At 61.4% G+C, this 19,090-nt stretch carries 17 protein-coding genes; 7 read left to right on the top strand and 10 right to left on the bottom strand.

Annotated features, from left to right (window positions below; translation table 11 throughout):
- The first annotated feature begins 2 nt into the window (after positions 1 to 2).
- Entirely contained in the window at positions 3 to 896 is an 894-nt protein-coding gene (locus ACHPFG_RS27605) for a cation diffusion facilitator family transporter (protein WP_131700120.1), read from the top strand.
- Here ACHPFG_RS27605 and ACHPFG_RS27610 read toward each other — a convergent pair.
- Positions 893 to 1,951, bottom strand: coding sequence for a DUF6515 family protein (locus ACHPFG_RS27610; RefSeq protein WP_259244722.1), 1,059 nt, complete (start codon positions 1,949 to 1,951; stop codon positions 893 to 895). The genes ACHPFG_RS27605 and ACHPFG_RS27610 overlap by 4 nt on opposite strands.
- A gap of 430 nt (positions 1,952 to 2,381) precedes the next feature.
- Between ACHPFG_RS27610 and ACHPFG_RS27615 the strand changes: the two genes are divergently transcribed.
- Together ACHPFG_RS27615 and ACHPFG_RS27620 are read left to right on the top strand one after the other, a co-directional pair.
- The gene (locus tag ACHPFG_RS27615) at positions 2,382 to 2,861 is read left to right on the top strand and encodes an Lrp/AsnC family transcriptional regulator (protein ID WP_003194418.1); all 480 of its coding nucleotides are present in this window, start codon (positions 2,382 to 2,384) and stop codon (positions 2,859 to 2,861) included.
- Positions 2,862 to 3,057: 196 nt separating this feature from the next.
- Positions 3,058 to 3,267: a DUF2788 domain-containing protein gene (locus ACHPFG_RS27620; RefSeq protein WP_025999909.1), complete on the top strand. Its 210-nt coding sequence runs from the start codon at positions 3,058 to 3,060 to the stop codon at positions 3,265 to 3,267.
- On the opposite strand, the gene ACHPFG_RS27625 is transcribed toward ACHPFG_RS27620, so the two are convergent.
- The 4 genes from ACHPFG_RS27625 to ACHPFG_RS27640 all read right to left on the bottom strand — a co-directional run bounded on the left by ACHPFG_RS27625 (position 3,262) and on the right by ACHPFG_RS27640 (position 9,782).
- Positions 3,262 to 3,897: a pseudouridine synthase gene (locus tag ACHPFG_RS27625; protein ID WP_131700118.1), complete on the bottom strand. Its 636-nt coding sequence runs from the start codon at positions 3,895 to 3,897 to the stop codon at positions 3,262 to 3,264. The genes ACHPFG_RS27620 and ACHPFG_RS27625 overlap by 6 nt on opposite strands.
- A 71-nt stretch (positions 3,898 to 3,968) precedes the next feature.
- Entirely contained in the window at positions 3,969 to 5,441 is a 1,473-nt protein-coding gene (gene amn, locus ACHPFG_RS27630; RefSeq protein WP_024077553.1) for an AMP nucleosidase, read from the bottom strand.
- 195 nt (positions 5,442 to 5,636) lie between these two features.
- Positions 5,637 to 7,292: an acyl-CoA dehydrogenase family protein gene (locus ACHPFG_RS27635; protein WP_431701001.1), complete on the bottom strand. Its 1,656-nt coding sequence runs from the start codon at positions 7,290 to 7,292 to the stop codon at positions 5,637 to 5,639.
- A gap of 99 nt (positions 7,293 to 7,391) precedes the next feature.
- On the bottom strand, positions 7,392 to 9,782 hold the full coding sequence (locus ACHPFG_RS27640; protein WP_431701002.1) for a hybrid sensor histidine kinase/response regulator: 2,391 nt from the start codon (positions 9,780 to 9,782) through the stop codon (positions 7,392 to 7,394).
- A gap of 274 nt (positions 9,783 to 10,056) precedes the next feature.
- Between ACHPFG_RS27640 and ACHPFG_RS27645 the strand changes: the two genes are divergently transcribed.
- The 4 genes from ACHPFG_RS27645 (at position 10,057) to ACHPFG_RS27660 (ending at position 13,592) form a co-directional block, all read left to right on the top strand.
- Positions 10,057 to 10,854, top strand: a complete 798-nt coding sequence (locus ACHPFG_RS27645) for a hydroxymethylpyrimidine/phosphomethylpyrimidine kinase (protein WP_124418525.1) — start codon at positions 10,057 to 10,059, stop codon at positions 10,852 to 10,854.
- A 32-nt stretch (positions 10,855 to 10,886) separates the two neighbouring features.
- Positions 10,887 to 11,510 carry a thiamine phosphate synthase gene (gene thiE, locus ACHPFG_RS27650; RefSeq protein WP_131700114.1) on the top strand — a complete coding sequence of 208 codons (624 nt, stop codon included), beginning with the start codon at positions 10,887 to 10,889 and terminating at the stop codon, positions 11,508 to 11,510.
- 18 nt (positions 11,511 to 11,528) lie between these two features.
- On the top strand, positions 11,529 to 12,812 hold the full coding sequence (hemL, locus tag ACHPFG_RS27655) for a glutamate-1-semialdehyde 2,1-aminomutase (RefSeq protein ID WP_131700113.1): 1,284 nt from the start codon (positions 11,529 to 11,531) through the stop codon (positions 12,810 to 12,812).
- 225 nt (positions 12,813 to 13,037) lie between these two features.
- Positions 13,038 to 13,592, top strand: coding sequence for a tetratricopeptide repeat protein (locus ACHPFG_RS27660; RefSeq protein WP_065924979.1), 555 nt, complete (start codon positions 13,038 to 13,040; stop codon positions 13,590 to 13,592).
- Here ACHPFG_RS27660 and ACHPFG_RS27665 read toward each other — a convergent pair whose 3' ends face one another.
- From ACHPFG_RS27665 to ACHPFG_RS27685, 5 genes are read right to left on the bottom strand one after another with little or no spacing between them, the layout of a single operon-like run.
- Positions 13,593 to 14,705 (bottom strand): succinylglutamate desuccinylase/aspartoacylase family protein, encoded by a 1,113-nt coding sequence (locus ACHPFG_RS27665; protein WP_431701003.1) that lies wholly within the window; start codon positions 14,703 to 14,705, stop codon positions 13,593 to 13,595.
- 9 nt (positions 14,706 to 14,714) lie between these two features.
- Positions 14,715 to 15,425 (bottom strand): ABC transporter permease, encoded by a 711-nt coding sequence (locus ACHPFG_RS27670; RefSeq protein ID WP_145336718.1) that lies wholly within the window; start codon positions 15,423 to 15,425, stop codon positions 14,715 to 14,717.
- Complete coding sequence (locus ACHPFG_RS27675; RefSeq protein WP_431701004.1) at positions 15,422 to 16,138, bottom strand: ABC transporter permease; 717 nt, start codon at positions 16,136 to 16,138, stop codon at positions 15,422 to 15,424. Before ACHPFG_RS27675 ends, ACHPFG_RS27670 begins: the two co-directional genes overlap by 4 nt.
- A gap of 17 nt (positions 16,139 to 16,155) precedes the next feature.
- Positions 16,156 to 16,914, bottom strand: coding sequence for a transporter substrate-binding domain-containing protein (locus tag ACHPFG_RS27680; protein WP_431701005.1), 759 nt, complete (start codon positions 16,912 to 16,914; stop codon positions 16,156 to 16,158).
- Between the two features lie 38 nt (positions 16,915 to 16,952).
- Positions 16,953 to 19,007, bottom strand: coding sequence for an FAD-dependent oxidoreductase (locus ACHPFG_RS27685; protein WP_431701006.1), 2,055 nt, complete (start codon positions 19,005 to 19,007; stop codon positions 16,953 to 16,955).
- Between the last annotated feature and the right edge of the window lie 83 nt (positions 19,008 to 19,090).

A 19,090-nucleotide genomic window follows, 5' to 3' on the forward strand; every position in this document is an offset into this window, starting at 1 on the left:
TTATGACCAGCAGTCCCGAACACGCCCGGCTGTTACGCCTGGCCACCCGCGCCTCGGTGGGCGTGGCCTGTGCGCTGATCGTTACAAAGGCCATCGCCTGGTGGCTCAGCGGCTCGGTGAGCATGCTCGCCGGGTTGACCGACTCACTGCTCGATGGCGTGACCTCGCTGCTGAACCTGCTGGCAGTGCATTACGCCCTGCGCCCGGCCGATGACGATCACCGTTACGGCCATGGCAAGGCAGAGTCGCTGGCGGGCATGGCCCAGGCGTTGTTCATTGGTGGCAGCGCGGTGTTGATCGCCTTGCAGGCGTATGAGCGTATGCAGCATCCGGAACCGGTCGGCGCGCCGTGGCTGAGCATTGGGGTGATCGTGTTTTCCCTGGTGCTGACCGTGGCGCTGCTGATGCTGCAACACCGGGTTGTGCGCGAAACCGGCTCCAATGCCGTGCGGGCGGACTCGTTGCACTATCGCTCAGACTTGCTGCTCAACGGCAGCATCCTGGTGGCGCTGGTGCTGGCGGGCATGGGCTTTCATCAGGTCGACGCCTGGTTCGGCCTGGGCATCGCTGCCTACATTTTGTGGAGCGCGATCCACATCGCCAAGGAAAGCTTTGCGGTGTTGATGGACGAGGAACTGCCGCCGGACGTCAGCCAGCACATGCTGGAACTGGCGCGAGGCGTGCCGGGGGTGCTGGGTGCCCATGACTTGCGCACGCGCATCTCGGGCAACCACTGGTTTGTGCAGTTGCACCTGGAGCTGCCGGGGGAGTTGACGTTGTCAGTGGCCCACGGCATCAGCGACCAGGCCGCCGATGCCATTCACGCAGCCTACCCGCGCGCCGAAGTGCTGGTGCACGCCGACCCGCGAGAAGTGGTCACGGGCGCCAAGGCCTAGTACTGCACCTGATACCCGCGACTGCTCAGGCAGTTGCCCTGGGCCTGGCGGTAGGTTTGCACCACCGCCGGGTCAGGGGCGTAGGTGACCGCCTGCGGGTCGAAGCCGCTTTGTTGCACCGCCCAGCGATAACAGTCGTAACCGTCCTGCTGGACTTGCGCCGGTGACTGCCCGTTGGTGGGATAGGCCACCACGTCATAGCCATTGCCTTGCGGTGCTGGCTGCGGCGCCGGCACTTGCGTCGGCGGTTGCACCACCACGTATTGCTGGGTGCTTTGTTCGTAGGCGTAGTAGGCGCCGGCGGCCAGGAACAACAGCGAGCCACCTACCCACACTTCGCGCGCATAGTCCGGCAGGTAATGCACGCGGATACCATACGGCGGCGCCACGACCACATAGCGCGGGCCTTGGGGGCGGTACCAGTAGCCGCCGGAGAAGAAGTAATCCTGGCCACGGTACGGCACGCGGTAATTGCGGTCGGGGAAGCGGTCGACGGTATAACCGGGACGATATTGCGGGCCAGGGCCCCAGCCGTTGCCATGCCCATCGGGGCGACCTGGCCAGCGGTTGTCGTTGGGATGCCCGTTGTAGCCCGGCCGCGAACCTGGGCCACCGGCCTCCCAATTGCGGTTGTCGTCGTTGCGTCGAGGAATGTCACGGTAGTAACCCTGACGCGGTTCCTGGGTCTGGCGCACGGTATCGGGGCGACCCTGGATCGGCAGGTTATTCGCAGGCTGCGGGGCTGGCCGAGGCTGTTCGGCACCTTGCGGGCGACCTTGCCACTGCCCGCCACCGTGTTGTTGCTCGGCGCGATCAAAATGCGGGTTCTGTGGACGCGGCTGATTGTTTTCCGGCCGTGGTTGATTGTTCTGCGGCTGCGGGCGCGGTTGGTTATTTTGCGGGCGCGGTTGTTCGTTACCTTGACCTTGCCGACCGCCCTCCGGCCCTCTTTCATGCTGGCCGCCCCCTTCAGGGCGTGGGTCTTCGGCCATCACTTGCGTGCCGACGGTGACCATCAGCAAACCTACACCTGCCATACGCCAGATGCGCTTCATGCTATTCCTCACTGCGGATAGGGCCTGGAAGGTCCGGCCTCATAGATGAGACTGGAAAAGCCTCGTCCGGTTCTGAGACAGGTTATCAGTCACAAGAACAATTTTCTTGAGGCAAAAGAAAAGGGGTGACCCGTCGGCCACCCCTTGAGAACTTCGTCCATGCTCAACGCTTTTGACGTTGGCTCACCTCACGCCGCCTTGTGGACAGTGTGCAGCCTGGAGGCCGGCTCAACCCTGCTGGGGTGGCGGCCGCAGCGCGCCTGATTGGGCGAGCTGCTGTGGACTGTTGTCCAGGCGGTGATTCTGTTGATAAAGATACAGGCCCGCGCCCGACAGATGATTGCGAAGATTGCGTCAATAAACAGTGCTTGCGCAATTTTTAACCCTTCATGGATAATTCACCGCAATAGTTACGACAAAGGCCAACCCGATGAGCAAGCTTGACCGATACGACCTGAGTATTTTGGCGGAATTGCAGCGCGACGCGAGGATCTCCAACCAGGAGTTGGCCGAGCGCATCGGCCTGTCGCCTTCGCCCTGCTCGCGCCGGGTCAAGCAGTTGGAAGACGACGGCTACATCGCGCGCCAGGTCGCCCTGCTCGACCGCAAGATGCTCGGCCTGAGCCTCACCGCCTATGTGCTGATCGGCATGGACCGCCACACCCCCGAGCGTTTCGAGAACTTCGAAGCGGCCATCCGCACCCTGCCCCAGGTGCTGGAATGCAGCCTGGTCACCGGGATGGATGCGGACTATCAGTTGAAAGTGGTGGTGCCGGACATGGACCACTATCAGAAACTGCTGCTGGGCCACCTCACTCGGATCGAAGGCGTGACCAGCGTGCGCTCGAGCTTTGTGCTGAACCAGGTATTGAACAGCACCGAGCTGCCACTGACCCACCTGCGTACTTAAGATCGGTGAAGGTCAACTGTGGGAGGGGGCTTGCTCCCGATGACGGTGTGTCAGCCACAGATTAGCTGACTGACACACCGCCATCGGGAGCAAGCCCCCTCCCACATTTGGAACGCACTTCGATCCAGGTCAATGTTGCACCTGTGACGCTGCCGTATACTTGCCGCCTGCCCCGTTGGAAGAGCCCATGAACAACATTGACCCCGCCCTGTTTGAAGAATGGATGATGACCGGCCTGGTCACTATCCTGATCATTTTCATGGGCTTTATCGTCTGGGACCTGGCGAAGAAATCCAAGGCCGGGCGCTTTGGTTCGTTCATCCTGTTTTTCGTGCTGGGCCTGGGCGTGGCCGCATTCATCATCAAGAGCGTGGTGATCGGCCTCATCGAGTCCGGCGCTTTATAAACGCGCCGGTACTTCCTTCCATTGGCCTTGGTCCAGGCCGTCGATTGTCCAATCGCCAATACGCACCCGCACCAGACGCAAGGTCGGCAGGCCCACGGCGGCGGTCATGCGCCGCACCTGGCGGTTACGCCCCTCTCGAATCACCAGTTCAAGCCAGTACGTCGGTAGGTTTTTGCGAAAGCGCACCGGCGGGTTGCGCGGCCATAACTCAGGCTCATCCAAACGCCGGGCCTCGGCGGGCAAGGTTTTGCCGTCGTTAAGTTCTACCCCGTCGCGCAGGCGTTGCAGCAATGCTTCGGTGGGTTCGCCTTCCACCTGCACCCAGTAGGTTTTCGCCAGCTTGTGCTTGGGGTCGGCAATACGCGCCTGCAACTGGCCATCGTTGGTCAGCAGCAACAGGCCTTCGCTGTCACGGTCCAGGCGACCGGCCGGGTAAATGCCGGGGATGTCGATAAAGTCCTTAAGCGTCGCGCGCCCGCCTTCGTCGCTGAACTGGGTCAGCACATCGAAAGGTTTATTGAACAGGATCAACTTCGGCTCGGCCGGCGGCGCCTTGGCAACACGGCGCGCAGCAGAATACGGAGGTTTCACACCGGGGCGGCGTGAATCGGGACGGGTGGGACGGGACATGGCAAAGGAACATCTAACGGTCAGGACCGACAATGCTAGTGGCCTGACCGCTAAATGACCATCCCAACCGCTTAGCGGAACGGCGGCTCGTCGAAGCTGCGCAGCTTGCGCGAGTGCAGCGAGTTGAGTTCGGTGCGCAACAGGTCGACCGCCTCGATGCCGATCTTCAAGTGCTGGCTGACCGCACGTTCGTAGAACGCGTTGGCCGACCCCGGCAGCTTGATCTCGCTGTGCAGCGGCTTGTCCGACACACACAACAACGTGCCGTACGGTACGCGCAAGCGGTAGCCCTGGGCGGCGATGGTGCCGCTTTCCATGTCCACCGCCACGGCGCGGGACAGGTTGATCAACGGCCGTTCCTGAGCCCAGCGCAGCTCCCAGTTGCGGTCGTCGTAGGTCAACACGGTGCCGGTACGCAGGCGTTTTTTCAGCTCTTCGCCTTTTTCACCGGTGACATTCGCCGCCGCCTGCTGCAAGGCCATCTGCACTTCAGCCAGGGCCGGGATCGGGATGTTCGGCGGTACCACGCGGTCGAGAATCCCGTCGCGGCGCATATAGGCGTGGGCCAGTACGTAGTCGCCGATGGTCTGGGATTGGCGCAGGCCGCCACAGTGGCCAATCATCAGCCAGCAGTGTGGACGCAGCACTGCCAGGTGATCGGTGATGTTCTTGGCGTTGGACGGGCCGACACCGATGTTCACCAGGGTCACACCGTGGCCATCGCTGGCCTGCAGGTGATAGGCCGGCATCTGGTAGCGGTGCCACACCACGCCCGCGGCAATCGCCGACGCTTCACCGTGGTCCATGCTCTTGTCGATGATCACATTGCCCGGCAGCACCATGCGGATAAAGCGCGGGTCGCTGCGCAGTTGTTCCAGGCCATGCAGGATGAACTGGTCGACATAGCGGTGATAGTTGGTCAGCAGGATCCACGGCTGCACGTGGCGCCAGTCGCTGCCGGTGTAATGCACCAGCCGACGCAGGGAAAAGTCCACGCGCGCTGCATCGAACAGCGCCAGGGGCAGCGGATCGGTGTTTTCCCAGTCGTACAAGCCATCGGCGATGCCGTCGGTGGCGGCCGACAGGTCGGTGCTGGGGAACACGCGCGCCAAGGTCGCGGCGGTCACCCCGGAGCCGGCCAGTTCGTCGCCCTGCTCCACCACATACGGGTACGGAATGTTCTGCTGGCTGACGCCCACTTCCACCGTCACGGTGAAGTCGTGCATCAGCGGCACCAGTTGTTCCAGCAAATACTTACGAAACGCCGCCGGATGAGTAACGGTAACGCTGTAGGTCCCCGGTAACTGGACCTTGGCATACGCCCGGGTAGTCTGTGGGACTTCGCCGTGGCAGTGGTAAGTCAGGCGCAGTTCCGGGTAGCGAAACAGCGCGCGTTGTTCAGCGTCGGGTTCGACGCGGTCCTTGAGGTATTGCTTGAGGGCTTGATTGAGCGCGCCGGTAGCCCGCTCATGCAGGGCCGCCAGCCGATCCACGGCTTCTTCGGCGGTTTGAACGACAACAAAAGCTTCGGTCACGGTAAGCATCCTGTGTTCTGACTTGCAGGCCTTTATCTTGCCTGTATCCCTGTCAGACGCAAACCTTGAATTGGAGTGCCCTCTCAAGATGGCTGCAATCCCGGTGGGAGCGGGCTTGCTCCCGATAGCGGTGGGTCAGTTTATAGATAGGCTGACTGACACTCAGCCATCGGGAGCAAGCCCCCTCCCACATTTGGACCGTGTTTATTCAGATACATTGGGGCTTGAGCGCGCGACGATGGCCCCGACATCGACGCCACGCGGCAAGGTGCCGTAGACGCGGCCAGACGACTGGCCCAAACGGCTGGCGATAAAACCATCGCTGACCGCCCCATGACCGGCCTCCAGCAGCAACTTGGCCTGTAGCGCCACGGCAATATCCTCGGTCAACTGCCGCGCGCGGTACTGGATGTCCTGGGTGTCCATGAACGCCGACTTCAGGTGTTCGATATGCCGCGCCAGTTGCTTATCACCATGCCCGTCACCGAGTTCGACAAACAGCGCTTCCAGCACGCCGGGCTCCTTGGACAGTGCGCGCAGCACATCCAGGCATTGCACATTGCCGGAACCTTCCCACGTCGAATTCACCGGTGCCTCACGGTACAAGCGCGGCAGGATACTGTCCTCCACGTAGCCCGCGCCGCCCATGCACTCGGCGGCTTCGTTGATCATCGCCGGGGCGCGCTTGCAGATCCAATACTTGCCCACCGCCGTCACCAGCCGAGCGAACTTGGCTTCGCGCTCATCGCCCAGGTTGTCCAGGGCGCAGCCCATGCGCATGCTCAAGGCCAGCGCGGCTTCGCTTTCCAGGGCCAGGTCGGCCAGCACGTTTTGCATCAAAGGTTGCTCGCTGAGTACGCGGCCACCGACCAGACGATGGGCGCAATGATGACTGGCCTGGGTCAACGCCTGGCGCATCAAGGCGCTGGAGCCGACCATGCAATCGAAACGCGTCATGGCAACCATCTCGATGATGGTCGGCACGCCTCGCCCCTCTTCGCCGATCATCCAGGCCAGGGCGCCGCGAAACTCCACTTCACTGGAGGCGTTGGAGCAGTTACCCAATTTGTTTTTCAGGCGCTGGATGTAGAACTCGTTGCGGGTGTCATCCGGGCGGTGCCGGGGCAGCAGGAAACAGGTCAGGCCTTTGTCGGTCTGGGCCAGGGTCAGGAAGGCATCGCACATCGGCGCCGAGCAGAACCACTTGTGGCCCACCAGCTCATAGGCTTGCCCGGGCCCGCCCGCGCCCACTGGATAGGCGCGGGTGGTGTTGGCGCGCACGTCGGTGCCGCCCTGTTTCTCGGTCATCGCCATGCCGATGGTTACACCGGCCTTGTGGGCAATGCCGACATTGCGCGGGTCGTATTGGGTGCTGAGGATTTTCGGCAGCCAGGTCTGCGCCAGGTCGGGTTGCAAGCGCAGGGCCGGGACACAGGCGAAGGTCATGGTCAGTGGGCAGCCGGTGCCGGCCTCCGCCTGGCTGTGCAGGTAGGTCATGGCTGCGCGCGCCACATGGGCGCCAGACTGTGGATGGGCCCACGGCAGCGACGGCAGGCCATGCTCGACTGCCGTGCGCATCAGCTCATGGTAGGCCGGGTGAAACTCCACCAGATCGATACGATGCCCATACCGGTCATGGCTGCTGAACAGCGGTTTGTTCTGGTTGGCCAGGAACCCGGCCGTCATCAGCGGCCCGCCGGCCAACGCTCCGTATGCATCGATGCGCGCCTGCGCCCAGCCGGCGCCAAAGCGCCGCGACCAGTCTTGCAGGGGCACGTCGATGCGGTACAGGTTGGTGCCGTCCAGGGAGGGCGGCTGGTTGGTGACGTCGTGGGTTTCGGCGAACTGATGCAGGTTCATGACGGGCCTCCTGGAAAAAGGCCCTGTCGAATGCACACCTACCCATGAAGGCGCAGATCGATTGAGGCCGGTTTTTTCAGTTAAGCACCGTCATCCGGGTTAAAAAAGTGGCATACGCGCCGAATGCCCGGCGCTTTCGCCCTCTGGCGCGCTCAACAAGTGGCGTTCCAGTACCGCCTGCAGCGCCTCGAAGCGCACCGGCTTGGCCAGGCGGTCGGTGATGCCGATGCCGTGGCAGCGCTCGCGCTCAGACGTATTCAGCGACGTACTCAAGGCGATCACCGGCAATTCACCACAGCCCGGCAGTGCACGAATCTGACAGCACAACGAGAAACCGCCTTCAGGTATATCCAACAAGACGGCGTCGAAGTTTTGCCCCTGTAAGGCCGCCAACGCCGCCGGACCGCTCTCCACGGTTTTCACCCGGTAGCCCAACTTAAGCAACATGCCGCGCACCACCAACTGGCCGACGCTGTGGTCATCCACCAGCAATACCGCGCAATCCTGGGGCGCGCGTTGCCGGTCGGGCGCCGGTTTTGCCTCGGGCGGCACCGGGCTGACTTTCACGTCCAGCTGGAAGCGGCTGCCCTTGTGCGGCTCGGAATGATGGGTAAGGCGTCCGCCCAACAGCTCGATCAATTGCCGGCAGATGGCCAGGCCGATACCCAGGCCGCCGTATTCGCGGGTCATGGAGCCATCGAGCTGGAAAAAGCGCTGGTACAAGGTCGCCTCGTCGAGGAAGGCGAAGCCAATACCGGTGTCGGTAACAATAAAGCTCAGGCGTACGCCGCCATCACTGTGAGGTACACCCACCACTCGCAGGCGCACGGAGCCTTCGCGGGTGAACTTGAAAGCGTTGTCCAGCAAGCAATCCAGGCACTGGATCAGTTTGTCGACGTCACCCACCACGCGGTCCGGCAGCTCATCGGCCACATCGATGGAAAATGCCAGGCCTTTGCCTTGGGCGCTGGCGTTGAATTGCTGGCGCAAGGTGTCGAGCACGCCGCGCAGGCTGAACACCCGAGGCTGGGCACTCAGGCGGCCGGCCTGCAATTCGGTAAGGGTGAGGATGCCATCGACCATGCGCATCATGTCCCGTGCCGAACCGGCGGCAGTTTGCTGGTACTGCGCCAGGTCGTCGTCCAACGGTACCGTTTGCATCAGCTCAAGGGAGCCGATCACACCGTTCATGGGCGTGCGCAGTTCATGGGTCAGGGTTGCGAGGAATTCATCCTTGAGACGGTTGCTGCGGGCCAGTTGCTGGTTGAGCACTTCGAGCTTCTGGCTGGCATCGAACAGGATTTGCGCCTGTTGTTCACGCATGGCGTTGATACGGTCGGCAAGGGCCAGGGATAACAGCGCCACTTCAATCGCTGAGCCGATCTGGCTGGCGTACATGGTGAGGAACACATTGGGCAAGTAGCCCAGCACCATCAGCGTATTCACCACCCCACCCAACAGGAACGCCGACCAAGCGATGATGAAATACCGCGCCACCCGCTGGCCGCAATACCAGGCCTTGATGGCAGCGACGAAGATGGTCACGGTGAATACCAGCGCCAAACCGGTCGCCAGGCGCAAGGCCAGGGCGTAGCTGGTCAGTAGCGCCAGCGCCATCACTACGCCGCCGCATACCGCCAGTGTCAGCAAGACCCGGTTGAGCCAGCGGCTGTGCTGCGCGGTATGCAGGAAGCTACGGGCGAACAGGCTGCCGAACAGCGCCGCCGAACCGATCAGCAACGGTACCGCTGCATTCGCCCACCACGGGTTGTTCGGCCAGAAGTACTGCACGGCCACGCCATTGACCGACAGTTGGTACAGGCCAAACGAGGCGATATAGAGGATGTAATACAGGTAGCTGGTGTCGCGCACGCTCAGGTAGATGAACAGGTTGTAGACCAGCATCCCCAGCAATACGCCGTAGATCACGCCAAGCACAGACAGGCGCAGCGGTTGTTGCTCCAGGTAAGCGGTGCCGGACCAGAGCGTCAGCGGCGCCTGGATCGAGCCTTCACTTTGCAGGCGCAGGTAGAGCGTCTGTTGCTGGTTGGGCACAAAGTTGAGCTTGAACAGATAGTTGCTCTGGCTGACGTCACGACTGGAAAAAGGCAGCGCACTGCCGGTGCGGCTGGCCAGCCGATAATTGCCGGTGCCATCGTTCTGGTACAGGTCCAGATGATTGAGCGGTGGATAAGCCAACTCCAGGAACCAGGTGCGGGGGGCACGGGGGTCCTTGGCCATGTAATGCAGGTCGATCTTGAGCCAGAACACCGAGCGCGAATAGCCGGCGTTGAGGGTGGCTTTGTCATGGTGCTTGAATTGAGCAGCGTAGGCGGGAGAGCTTACTTCGGCGATGGTGAGGGCATCGGTCGGGTCTTCGAGCACTTGCATGGCTCGGCCCAGCGGCAGGCTTCGGGTGTCCTGGTTGAACTCGATGGCGCTGGCGAGCATCGGCAGCCCGCACAACAATAAGATCAGCAAATAGCGCATAGAGCCCCAGCGTGGCCTGTCCGGTTATGTCAAAAGCCCCCCATCCTTTTGAGAAGACGTACACCGGCGGTACAGTAAGTTGTTTGGATCCACTTTAGCATAGCCACCAAAGGCCATTGGACACCATTGAAATAATTTTCCTTAAGGCTCTAGAACAAGGCTTTCAGCGCTTTTTTGCGAGAAGAAAAGCGCCAAAAAATCGTCATTCTTTGGACAAAATTCAACCATCGCCCGAAGGCCCCGCCAAAAGCGTTTGGTGGTAAGCTCGCGCACCATGAATATCTACAGCTCTCGCCCCGTTGTCCTCTGTCTCTCCGGCCATGATCCCAGTGGTGGCGCCGGCTTGCAGGCAGATATCGAAGCCCTGCTCGCCCAAGGCTGCCACGCGGCTCCGGCCGTCACTGCCCTGACTGTGCAGAACACCGTCAATGTCAGCGATTTCCGCGTGCTCGACCGTGAGTGGGTACTGGCCCAGGCCAATGCCGTGCTCGGCGACTCCGAAGTGGCGGCGGTCAAGCTGGGCATGCTCGGCTCTACCGCAATGGTCGACACCGTAGTCGAACTGCTGCAGGCGCACCCGCACCTGCCGGTCGTGTGCGACCCGGTGCTGCGTGCCGGCGGCGGCGGCAGCCTGGGCAAGGACGAAGTCGGCTACGCCATGCGCGAGCGGCTGTTGCCGCTGTCGCTGATCGCCACGCCGAACCTGCCTGAAGCCCGTATCCTCGCCGAGTTGCCCGAGGGCACCGCCGACGAATGTGCCGAGAAGCTGTTGCCGTTTATCAAGCATCTGTTGATCACCGGCGGCCATGGCGATGAGCACGAAGTGCACAACCGCCTCTACAGCCGTGATGGCACGCGCCAGACCTTTACCTGCCAGCGCCTGCCCGGCAGCTATCACGGTTCGGGCTGCACCCTGGCCAGCGCCCTGGCCGGACGGATCGCTCAAGGCGAAGGGCTGGTGAGTGCGGTGCAGTCGGCACTTAACTACACTTGGCGCACCCTGCGTGACGCCGAACAACTCGGCCAGGGCCAGTTTGTACCGCGCCGTCTGCCGCTGGATTTCTGTTCGTAACTTTCTGCTCTTAAAAGCAAGAGGCCTGCCCGATGAAACTACGTGGCCTTTACGCCATTACCGACAGCCAACTGTTGGCCGGCAAGTTCCTCGCCTACGTCGAAGCGGCATTGGACGGTGGCGTGACCCTGCTGCAGTACCGCGACAAAAGCAGCGACGAAGCCCGGCGCCTGCGCGAAGCCGAAAAACTGCGGGAGCTGTGCTCGCGCTACAAGACCCAGCTTATTATCAATGATGACTTTGACTTGGCCGCGCGCCTGGGCGTCGGCGTGCACCTGGGCCAGACCGACGGCCCACTGACGCCGGCCCGTGCGCTGCTCGGTTCCAAGGCGATCATCGGCGCCACCTGCCACGGCCAGATCGAACTGGCCGAACAGGCGGCAAAAGAAGGCGCCAGTTATGTCGCCTTCGGCCGCTTCTTCAATTCCAACACCAAGCCGGGCGCTCCGGCCGCCACCGTTGAAATGCTCGCCGAGGCCCGCAAGCGCCTGCATGTGCCGATCTGCGTGATCGGCGGCATCACCCTGGAGAACGCCGGACCGCTGGTGGCTCATGGTGCCGACCTGCTGGCCGTGGTCCACGGCCTGTTCGGTGCCGACAGCACCCAGGAAGTCACGCGCCGCGCCCGCGCCTTCAACGAACTCATCAAATCCTGAATTCAGAGAGCCCTCACCATGTCTCGTTCCGAAACCCTGTTTGCCAATGCCCAGAAACACATCCCCGGCGGTGTGAACTCCCCCGTGCGTGCGTTCAAGAGCGTGGGCGGCACGCCGTTGTTCTTCAAGCATGCCGAAGGCGCCTACGTCACCGACGAAGATGACAAGCGCTACGTGGATTACGTCGGTTCCTGGGGGCCGATGATCCTCGGCCATAGCCACCCGGACGTGCTGGACGCCGTGCGCAAGCAACTGGAACACGGCTTGTCCTACGGCGCGCCGACCGCCATGGAAACCGAGATGGCCGACCTGGTCTGCAGCATCGTGCCGTCGATGGAGATGGTGCGCATGGTCAGCTCCGGCACCGAAGCCACCATGAGCGCGATCCGCCTGGCCCGTGGTTTCACCGGCCGCGACAGCATCATCAAGTTCGAAGGCTGCTACCACGGCCATTCCGACAGCCTGCTGGTCAAAGCCGGTTCCGGCGCGCTGACCCAAGGCGTACCCAGCTCGGCCGGCGTACCGGCAGCGTTCGCTAAACACACCCTGACCCTGCCGTTCAACGACATCGGCGCCGTCGAGCAGATGCTCAGCGAAGTCGGCCAGGACGTGGCGTGCATCATCGTCGAGCCGGTGGCCGGCAACATGAACTGCGTGCCGCCCGCCCCTGGCTTTCTGCAAGGCCTGCGCGAACAGTGCGACAAGCACGGCGTGGTGCTGATTTTCGACGAAGTGATGACCGGCTTCCGCGTTGCCCTCGGCGGTGCCCAGGCGCACTACGGCGTCACGCCGGACCTGAGCACGTTCGGCAAGATCATCGGTGGCGGCATGCCGGTGGGCTGCTTCGGCGGCAAACGCGAAATCATGCAGCACATCGCGCCGCTGGGCCCGGTGTACCAGGCTGGCACACTCTCGGGTAACCCGCTGGCCATGGCGGCCGGCCTGACCACCCTGCGCCTGATCAGCCGCCCGGGCTTCCACGCCGAACTGACCGACTACACCACCCGCCTGCTGGACGGCCTGCAACAGCGCGCCGATGCCGCCGGTATCCCGTTCGTGACCACGCAAGCGGGCGGCATGTTTGGCCTGTACTTCAGCGGCGCCGATGACATCGTCACCTTTGATGATGTGATGGGCAGCGATGCCGACCTGTTCAAGCGCTTCTTCCACCTGATGCTGGAGGGCGGCGTGTACCTGGCGCCGAGTGCCTTCGAAGCCGGTTTCACCTCGATCGCCCATGGCGATGCCGAGCTGAAACTGACCCTGGATGCCGCCGAGCGCGCGTTTGCCGCACTGAAATAGCCGCTGAAAAAATCTGGCGTTGCTGTAGGCGGCGTCAGATTTGCTACTTTGCTGACAGGCATTTCCTTATTTTTCCGAGAATTTACCTGCAATCCGGCAGATAACTTGCCCAAGCAGCAGAAAAACGAGTAAAGACTTTGTAAGCAGAGGCCTGCTTATTTCATAATGCGCGCTTATTGGATCCCGAGAGGATCCGCGCGCCCCGTCAGAGGTAAGTCGATTCCCATGAAACGCACCGGCCGCACCCTGGTACTGGGCTGCCTGTTGCTCCTTCAGCCGCTGCTGGCACATGCCCAGGCAGGCGGCAACTCGTTGTTAATCCCAGCGATGGGTCGTTGCACCCTCAATACCCAGCCAGACAGCCAGGCCGAAGCCCTGAGCGCGTGTCAGAAACAGGCCGACGGCGGGGATGCGCAGGCGCAATACGAGTTGGGCGAGTACTACCACGACAGCAAAAACCCGGCCCGTGACCTCAACAAAGCCTTGAGCTACTTCGAGAAAGCCTCGTTGCAGGGCCACGCCCAGGCGCAATTCCAATTGGGTACCATGTTCTTCAAAGGCGAAGGCGTGCCGGCCAATAACGTCCAGGCCTATATCGTGTTGAAAATGGCCGCGGTCAACGGCGCCGAAGACGCGCTGGACACCGCCGACGAAGTCGCCGAGCACATGCAACGCGATGAATTGGAAGTGGCCACCCAGGTCCTGGGGCAGATTTTCCGCAACTACCTGCTGGAGCTGCAGAGTGCCGATGGGCGCTCGCCCTTCTCCCCCCTGCCCTGATCAAGGCGATAACAGATAACCCTGTCGATATGCCTTCGGGCCTGCGACATGAGCAATCGTCATACCAGCGGTAGCCATTCGCCGTAGTGACCGAACATACAAAAGCCCCCCGCGCGTACAAACGACCGGTGTTACGTGGTCGGTGATCGGATCAATGATTTCGGCCAGGACTTGCCCCGCCTCCAGGGAATCGCCCACCTGCGCGCAAAACACAATCAAACCTCCCACCGGACTTATCACGGGCTCTACCCCGGCCAACGGCGTCGGCGCGTGGAGTAATGGCGGCGGGGGCGGCGCATGGCCATCAATGGCTCCGCGCTGAATCAGGTAGTTAATCAGCGCCTGGCAATCCTGCCGCGCCAGGCCGTGGTCCACATCGGCAACACCTCGCAATTCCACCGTCACCGCGAACCCCGGCGCTGTAAAGCGCCCGGTAAACCGCGCCTGCATCTGTGCCCAGAACAACGTAAAGCACTCATCGAACGACTGCCCTCCTGCCTCCTTGGTGAGAAAGCATGCCCTGGCGCCCAGGTAGCAAGCCAAGGGCTCCACCTGTGACCAGAAATCCGGTGACAGGTACAAGTGCTGCACGGCTTCAAAATCACAATGCAGGTCCAGTACGATATCAGCGTCACAGGCCAGCGTTTGCAGGACCAAGCGCATCGATTGCAACTGCGTCGCCGGTACTTGGCAGGCAAGCGTTTGCCGCAGGCTGGAACGGATCAGTTGCAGATTGTTGGCAGGATCATCGGTCAACAGGTCTTGCACACAATCACCGACCTGCTGGCTCACATCAAGGAAGAAACGGTTGAAGTTCTCCCGACTGTCGTTATCGAAGCGCCCCTGAGGCACGTCCATCAGCACCTGTTCCAACCCCAGCGGATTGGCCAACGGCACCAGCACAACCGACCAACGCAACAATCCGGCCGCCTCCAGCTGCGCCAACCGTTGCTTCAGATGCCATAGGACCAGCATCCCCGGCAATTCATCGGCATGCAGCGAGGCCTGGAGGTAGACCTTGCCAGGCGCATTGTCTGGACCGTAATGAAAGCTATGGATCTGTCGTGCCGTACCCGGCACAGCCGCCAGTAACTCGTGTATGTGAGCCTGCATATCGGCCTCCTATCGGCCTGGATCAAGAAAGCGCAGCCAACGCCGTTCTGCCAGGCGAAACAGACCGACCAAGGCAAAGGTGATGCACAGGTAAAGGACTGCGGCGAGGCCGAAGGATTGGAAGGTCAGGAAGGTGGCAGCGTTGGCATCCCGGGCCACTTTGAGGATGTCCGGCACGGTGGCCGTAAACGCCAACGTGGTGGAGTGCAGCATGAAAATCACTTCATTGCTGTAGTAGGGCAATGCGCGGCGCAGGGCCGAAGGCATGATCAAGTGGACATACAGCTTCCAACCATCGAACCCCAAGGACCGCGCAGCCTCGATTTCACCGCGCGGCATCGCTCGAATCTCACCCGCCAGTATTTCCGTGGTGTAGGCCGCGGTATTCAGGGCGAACGCCAACAGCGTGCAGTTCAGTGCCTCGCGGAAAAACCCATCCAGCAGTGGTTGCTCACGAACCGCAGCAATGCTGTAGATACCGGTGTAGAAGATGAGCAACTGGATATACAGCGGCGTGCCGCGAAACAGATAGGTGAAGCTTTGCACCGGCCAACGCCACCGGCGTCGGGAGGACGCCCTGGCAATGGACAGTGGCAGTGCAAGCAGCAGGCCGAAACACAGCGAGGCACTGGTCAGCCACAGGGTCATGGCCAGGCCTGTCAGTTGTTGACCGTCGGAATAGAGCAACGGCCGCCAGTACTCCTGGATCAACTCGATCATCGTGATGACTCCTGCACACCGCCGCAGTAGCGACGCGCCAACCAGCGCAACGCGAGGCTTGAAACGCTGCTGAGCAACAGGTAGACCGATGCCGCCATCAGCAAAAAGGCCAACACCTGTTGGCTGCTCTTGCCCGCTACCTGGGCCACTTTGATCAAATCCGCCAGGCCGATGATCGATACCAGAGCAGTGGCCTTGAGCAAAACCATCCAGTTATTGCCCAGCCCTGGCAGGGCGAACCGCATCATTTGCGGGAATATCACGTGCACGAAAGCTTGGCTGAAGGTCATGCCCAAGGCCTTGGCGGCCTGGAACTGACCGCGAGGCACGGCCAGCAAGGCGCCGCGAAAGGTTTCGGTGAAATAGGCGCCGTAGATAAACCCCAAGGTGAGCACTCCTGCGCTGAAAGGGTCGATTTCGATGTAGGCCCAGCCCAGTTCCTGCGTCAGACGACTCAAGCCGGTTTGTGCCCCGTAGAAAATCAACAACATCAAAAGCAGGTCCGGCACCCCACGGATCAGGGTGGTGTAGAGCTGTGCGCAGAAGCGACAAGCCCTGCACCCGGACAGCTTGGCGCCTGCACCCACCAGGCCGAATACCAGCCCCAACAGCAGTGATAACAACGCCAGTTGCAGTGTGATCCAGACACCGTGCAACAACAGCGGCGCGAAATCGTCCAAGGTTGCAGCGAATTGCGTGAAGGTCGGTAGCATGGTTGGGGCCTCGCCGATCATTGACCGCTGAACATATCCACACCCGGAAAGTACTGTTCTTGCAGCCGGGCATAGGTGCCATCGACGTGCAGGGCGGCCAACCCGTTGTCTAGCAAGGCTTTCAACATATGGTTGCCCTTGGCGATACCGATAGCACTTTGGGAGGGCATCAGTTCGCTTTCAATCAACGGCCCCAGCACGAACCCCGCGCCTTGGGGCAGGCGCAAAAATCCGCTTTGCGCCTGCTGGGCATCCTGCAGCGAAGCCTGCAAACGTCCCGCTACCAGATCGGCGTAGACCTGCTCCTGATCGGCGTACGCCACGACCTTCATGCCCTGTTTAACGAGCACTTGGCGGGCGTAAGTTTCTTGAGTACTGCCCTGCAAATAGCCCACGGCCGTACCCTTGGCCAGCTCAGTGCCGGGGCGGAATACCATGGCAGTAGGACTGGAAAACACCTCTGAGGAAAAATCGATCACCTTTTGCCGTGCTTCGGTGACCGTCATTGACGCCAGGATCGCGTCGATCTTGCCGGCGTTCAGGCTCGGGACCATTCCGTCGAAGTCGCTCTCGACCCACTGGCAGCGAATATTCAAATGTGCGCAAACAGCATTGCCTATATCAACTTCGAAACCAGTCAAAGTTCCCGTCCGGTCCTTATAGGCAAACGGAGCATAGTTGGGGTCGACACCGAAACGAATTACCGTATATTCGTCGGCAACGAGTGGCGCGTTTATAAAGAACAGGGCAAATAACATCAGGATTATTTTTTTCATTATTGTATTCCTCGTTATTAATGAAACAGCAGTAACCGCTACACCTCGATCAACGGAATTTCTCGACGTACAAATAAAGAATCAGCAGGCGCATCGAACTCTCGTGCCATTCGATGCCCCGAATAGACCGCAGCGGCTATCGTGCCGGGAGCCATGCAGTCGCCGATCAACGACAGCGTGCTGATGCCGGCCGCACGCAGGTGCTCGGGCGCGTTATTCAACGCGTGAAACAGCGTCTGCTCGGGTTCGCGGGACGTGACCAACAACAGGGACGCTGCTGGAATAAAGCGAGTTCGCTCGGTGTAGACGCACCCGGCCAGCACACCTTCCGGCATACCGCTGACCAGTGTGTGGGACGGGATGATCGTGACATTCAACTCCAGCAGCCGACGCTGGATGCGATGCTGCTCCAGGGTGTTGTGGGTCCACGCCGCCACATCCGCCGCCGGGGTGACGAATACCACGTCCACGCCCCGCGCCACCAAGTGCTCGGCCAATACACTGCCCATGTAATAGTGATCGTCGTCGAACAGCAGCACCGGTGAAGGCGGCAGTACACCCGCCATCAGATCGTCCGGCGTCAGCACGGGCAGGCACTCCAGACCCGGTAACGTGCACCGCAGGGCGCGCCCCAGCCCGTCCCGCCGCCAGCGAGAGCCGGTGGCGATAAACACATGTTCGGCAGCAAAGTCGAGGATGTCCTGGGCCTGCAATGGGCTTTCCCGATATATCTCGACCGATGCCAGGCGGCTCAAGGCATCCTGTCGATAGTCGATGACTCGCGCCCAACTCGCCAGCCCCGGAAGCCGCGCCTCCAGGGCTACGCGTCCGCCCAGCGTGCGCTGGCTGTCTACAAGCGCAACGTCCATCCCTCGCGCGCCCAGTATCCGCGCGCACTCAAGCCCTGCAGGGCCGGCGCCGACCACCAGGGCGCGCCCAGGCTCATACGTACGCTTCACCGACTCGGGGTGCCAGCCGCGCCGCCACTCCTCGCCCATGGTTGGATTCTGAGTACAACGCAAAGGCGTGCTGGTGTGATCGCCACTGACACACACATTGCAGCCAATGCATTCACGGATCTCTTCAGCGCGCCCCTCTTCAATCTTATTTGGCAGGAAAGGATCGGCAATCGAAGGGCGGGCCGCGCCAATGAGGTCGAGAACGCCACGGCGGACCATGGAGGCCATGGTGTCCGGCGAGGTGAACCGCCCGACGCCTACGACCGGCTTGCAGGTCAGCGACTTGAGTCCCAGCAGGAAGGCCTCTTGATAACCTTCCGAGGCAAAGCGCGCGGTGACGCTGTCGTTGGCCCAATCGGCGACATTTACATCCCACAGGTCCGGCAAGTTCGCCAGCATCGAGAAAATTTCAGTACCTTCGCCCTCGCGACACAGACCGCCGGCCATCTGCTCATCCACCGCCAGGCGCACCGCCACGGCGCACCGATCACCGACCGCATCGCGGGTGTCTTCAATCAGTTCGCGCAACAGGCGCACGCGGTTTTCCAGTAGGCCGCCGTACTCATCGGTGCGGCGGTTATTACGCGGCGTGAGGAAATGGAATGGCACGCTCAGGTCATGCCCGGCATAGACATAAATGATGTCAAAACCCGCGTCCCGCGCCCGCAGGGCGGCTGCGCGGTGCATGGCGCGTAACTGCTGGATATCGGCACGACTCATGGCCCGCGCCTGCACGGGGTCATAACCACGCACTGGCGTATTGGAGGGCGCCCAGGGGATTTCACGGCTGTAGCGGTTGGGCGCGGAGTAACCATTGAACGCCAACTCGACGCCGGCCAGAGAACCGTGCTCGTGGACCGCCTCACACATCCGAGCGAGTGCCGGAATGTCGCGTTCATCCCACAAACGCGCCTCTATGTAGGGAGAGAACTCGCTCAGCGGGCTGATCTCACATTCTTCGGTACAGACCACGCCCCACCCTCCCTCGGCTTTTACACCGCGCATACGGGCCATGGCAGACGGATGCACATGACCCATGCCATTACAGTGGGGAACTTGATAAAAACGGTTGCGGGTGCGAACCGGGCCTATTTGTACCGGTTCAAACAGAATGTCATAACGAGGATCGCGCACAAGGCTACTCCCGAACAGATAAGTCCGTTGATGACTGCGTGAAAAGAAACTCGGTGTTAACTAATAGCGTGGCGTAATAGTGC

The organism is Pseudomonas sp. BR20 (genome assembly GCF_050780135.1).
GTDB lineage: Bacteria > Pseudomonadota > Gammaproteobacteria > Pseudomonadales > Pseudomonadaceae > Aquipseudomonas.

What these genes read in the sequence shown, in the direction of transcription:
- ACHPFG_RS27605 (WP_131700120.1), top strand. Translation starts at nt 3, where the DNA reads ATGACCAGCAGTCCCGAACACGCCCGGCTGTTACGCCTGGCCACCCGC.
- ACHPFG_RS27610 (WP_259244722.1), bottom strand. Translation starts at nt 1,951, where the DNA reads ATGAAGCGCATCTGGCGTATGGCAGGTGTAGGTTTGCTGATGGTCACC.
- ACHPFG_RS27615 (WP_003194418.1), top strand. Translation starts at nt 2,382, where the DNA reads ATGAGCAAGCTTGACCGATACGACCTGAGTATTTTGGCGGAATTGCAG.
- ACHPFG_RS27625 (WP_131700118.1), bottom strand. Translation starts at nt 3,897, where the DNA reads ATGTCCCGTCCCACCCGTCCCGATTCACGCCGCCCCGGTGTGAAACCT.
- amn (WP_024077553.1), bottom strand. Translation starts at nt 5,441, where the DNA reads ATGCTTACCGTGACCGAAGCTTTTGTTGTCGTTCAAACCGCCGAAGAA.
- ACHPFG_RS27635 (WP_431701001.1), bottom strand. Translation starts at nt 7,292, where the DNA reads ATGAACCTGCATCAGTTCGCCGAAACCCACGACGTCACCAACCAGCCG.
- ACHPFG_RS27640 (WP_431701002.1), bottom strand. Translation starts at nt 9,782, where the DNA reads ATGCGCTATTTGCTGATCTTATTGTTGTGCGGGCTGCCGATGCTCGCC.
- ACHPFG_RS27645 (WP_124418525.1), top strand. Translation starts at nt 10,057, where the DNA reads ATGAATATCTACAGCTCTCGCCCCGTTGTCCTCTGTCTCTCCGGCCAT.
- thiE (WP_131700114.1), top strand. Translation starts at nt 10,887, where the DNA reads ATGAAACTACGTGGCCTTTACGCCATTACCGACAGCCAACTGTTGGCC.
- hemL (WP_131700113.1), top strand. Translation starts at nt 11,529, where the DNA reads ATGTCTCGTTCCGAAACCCTGTTTGCCAATGCCCAGAAACACATCCCC.
- ACHPFG_RS27660 (WP_065924979.1), top strand. Translation starts at nt 13,038, where the DNA reads ATGAAACGCACCGGCCGCACCCTGGTACTGGGCTGCCTGTTGCTCCTT.
- ACHPFG_RS27665 (WP_431701003.1), bottom strand. Translation starts at nt 14,705, where the DNA reads ATGCAGGCTCACATACACGAGTTACTGGCGGCTGTGCCGGGTACGGCA.
- ACHPFG_RS27670 (WP_145336718.1), bottom strand. Translation starts at nt 15,425, where the DNA reads ATGATCGAGTTGATCCAGGAGTACTGGCGGCCGTTGCTCTATTCCGAC.
- ACHPFG_RS27675 (WP_431701004.1), bottom strand. Translation starts at nt 16,138, where the DNA reads ATGCTACCGACCTTCACGCAATTCGCTGCAACCTTGGACGATTTCGCG.
- ACHPFG_RS27680 (WP_431701005.1), bottom strand. Translation starts at nt 16,914, where the DNA reads ATGAAAAAAATAATCCTGATGTTATTTGCCCTGTTCTTTATAAACGCG.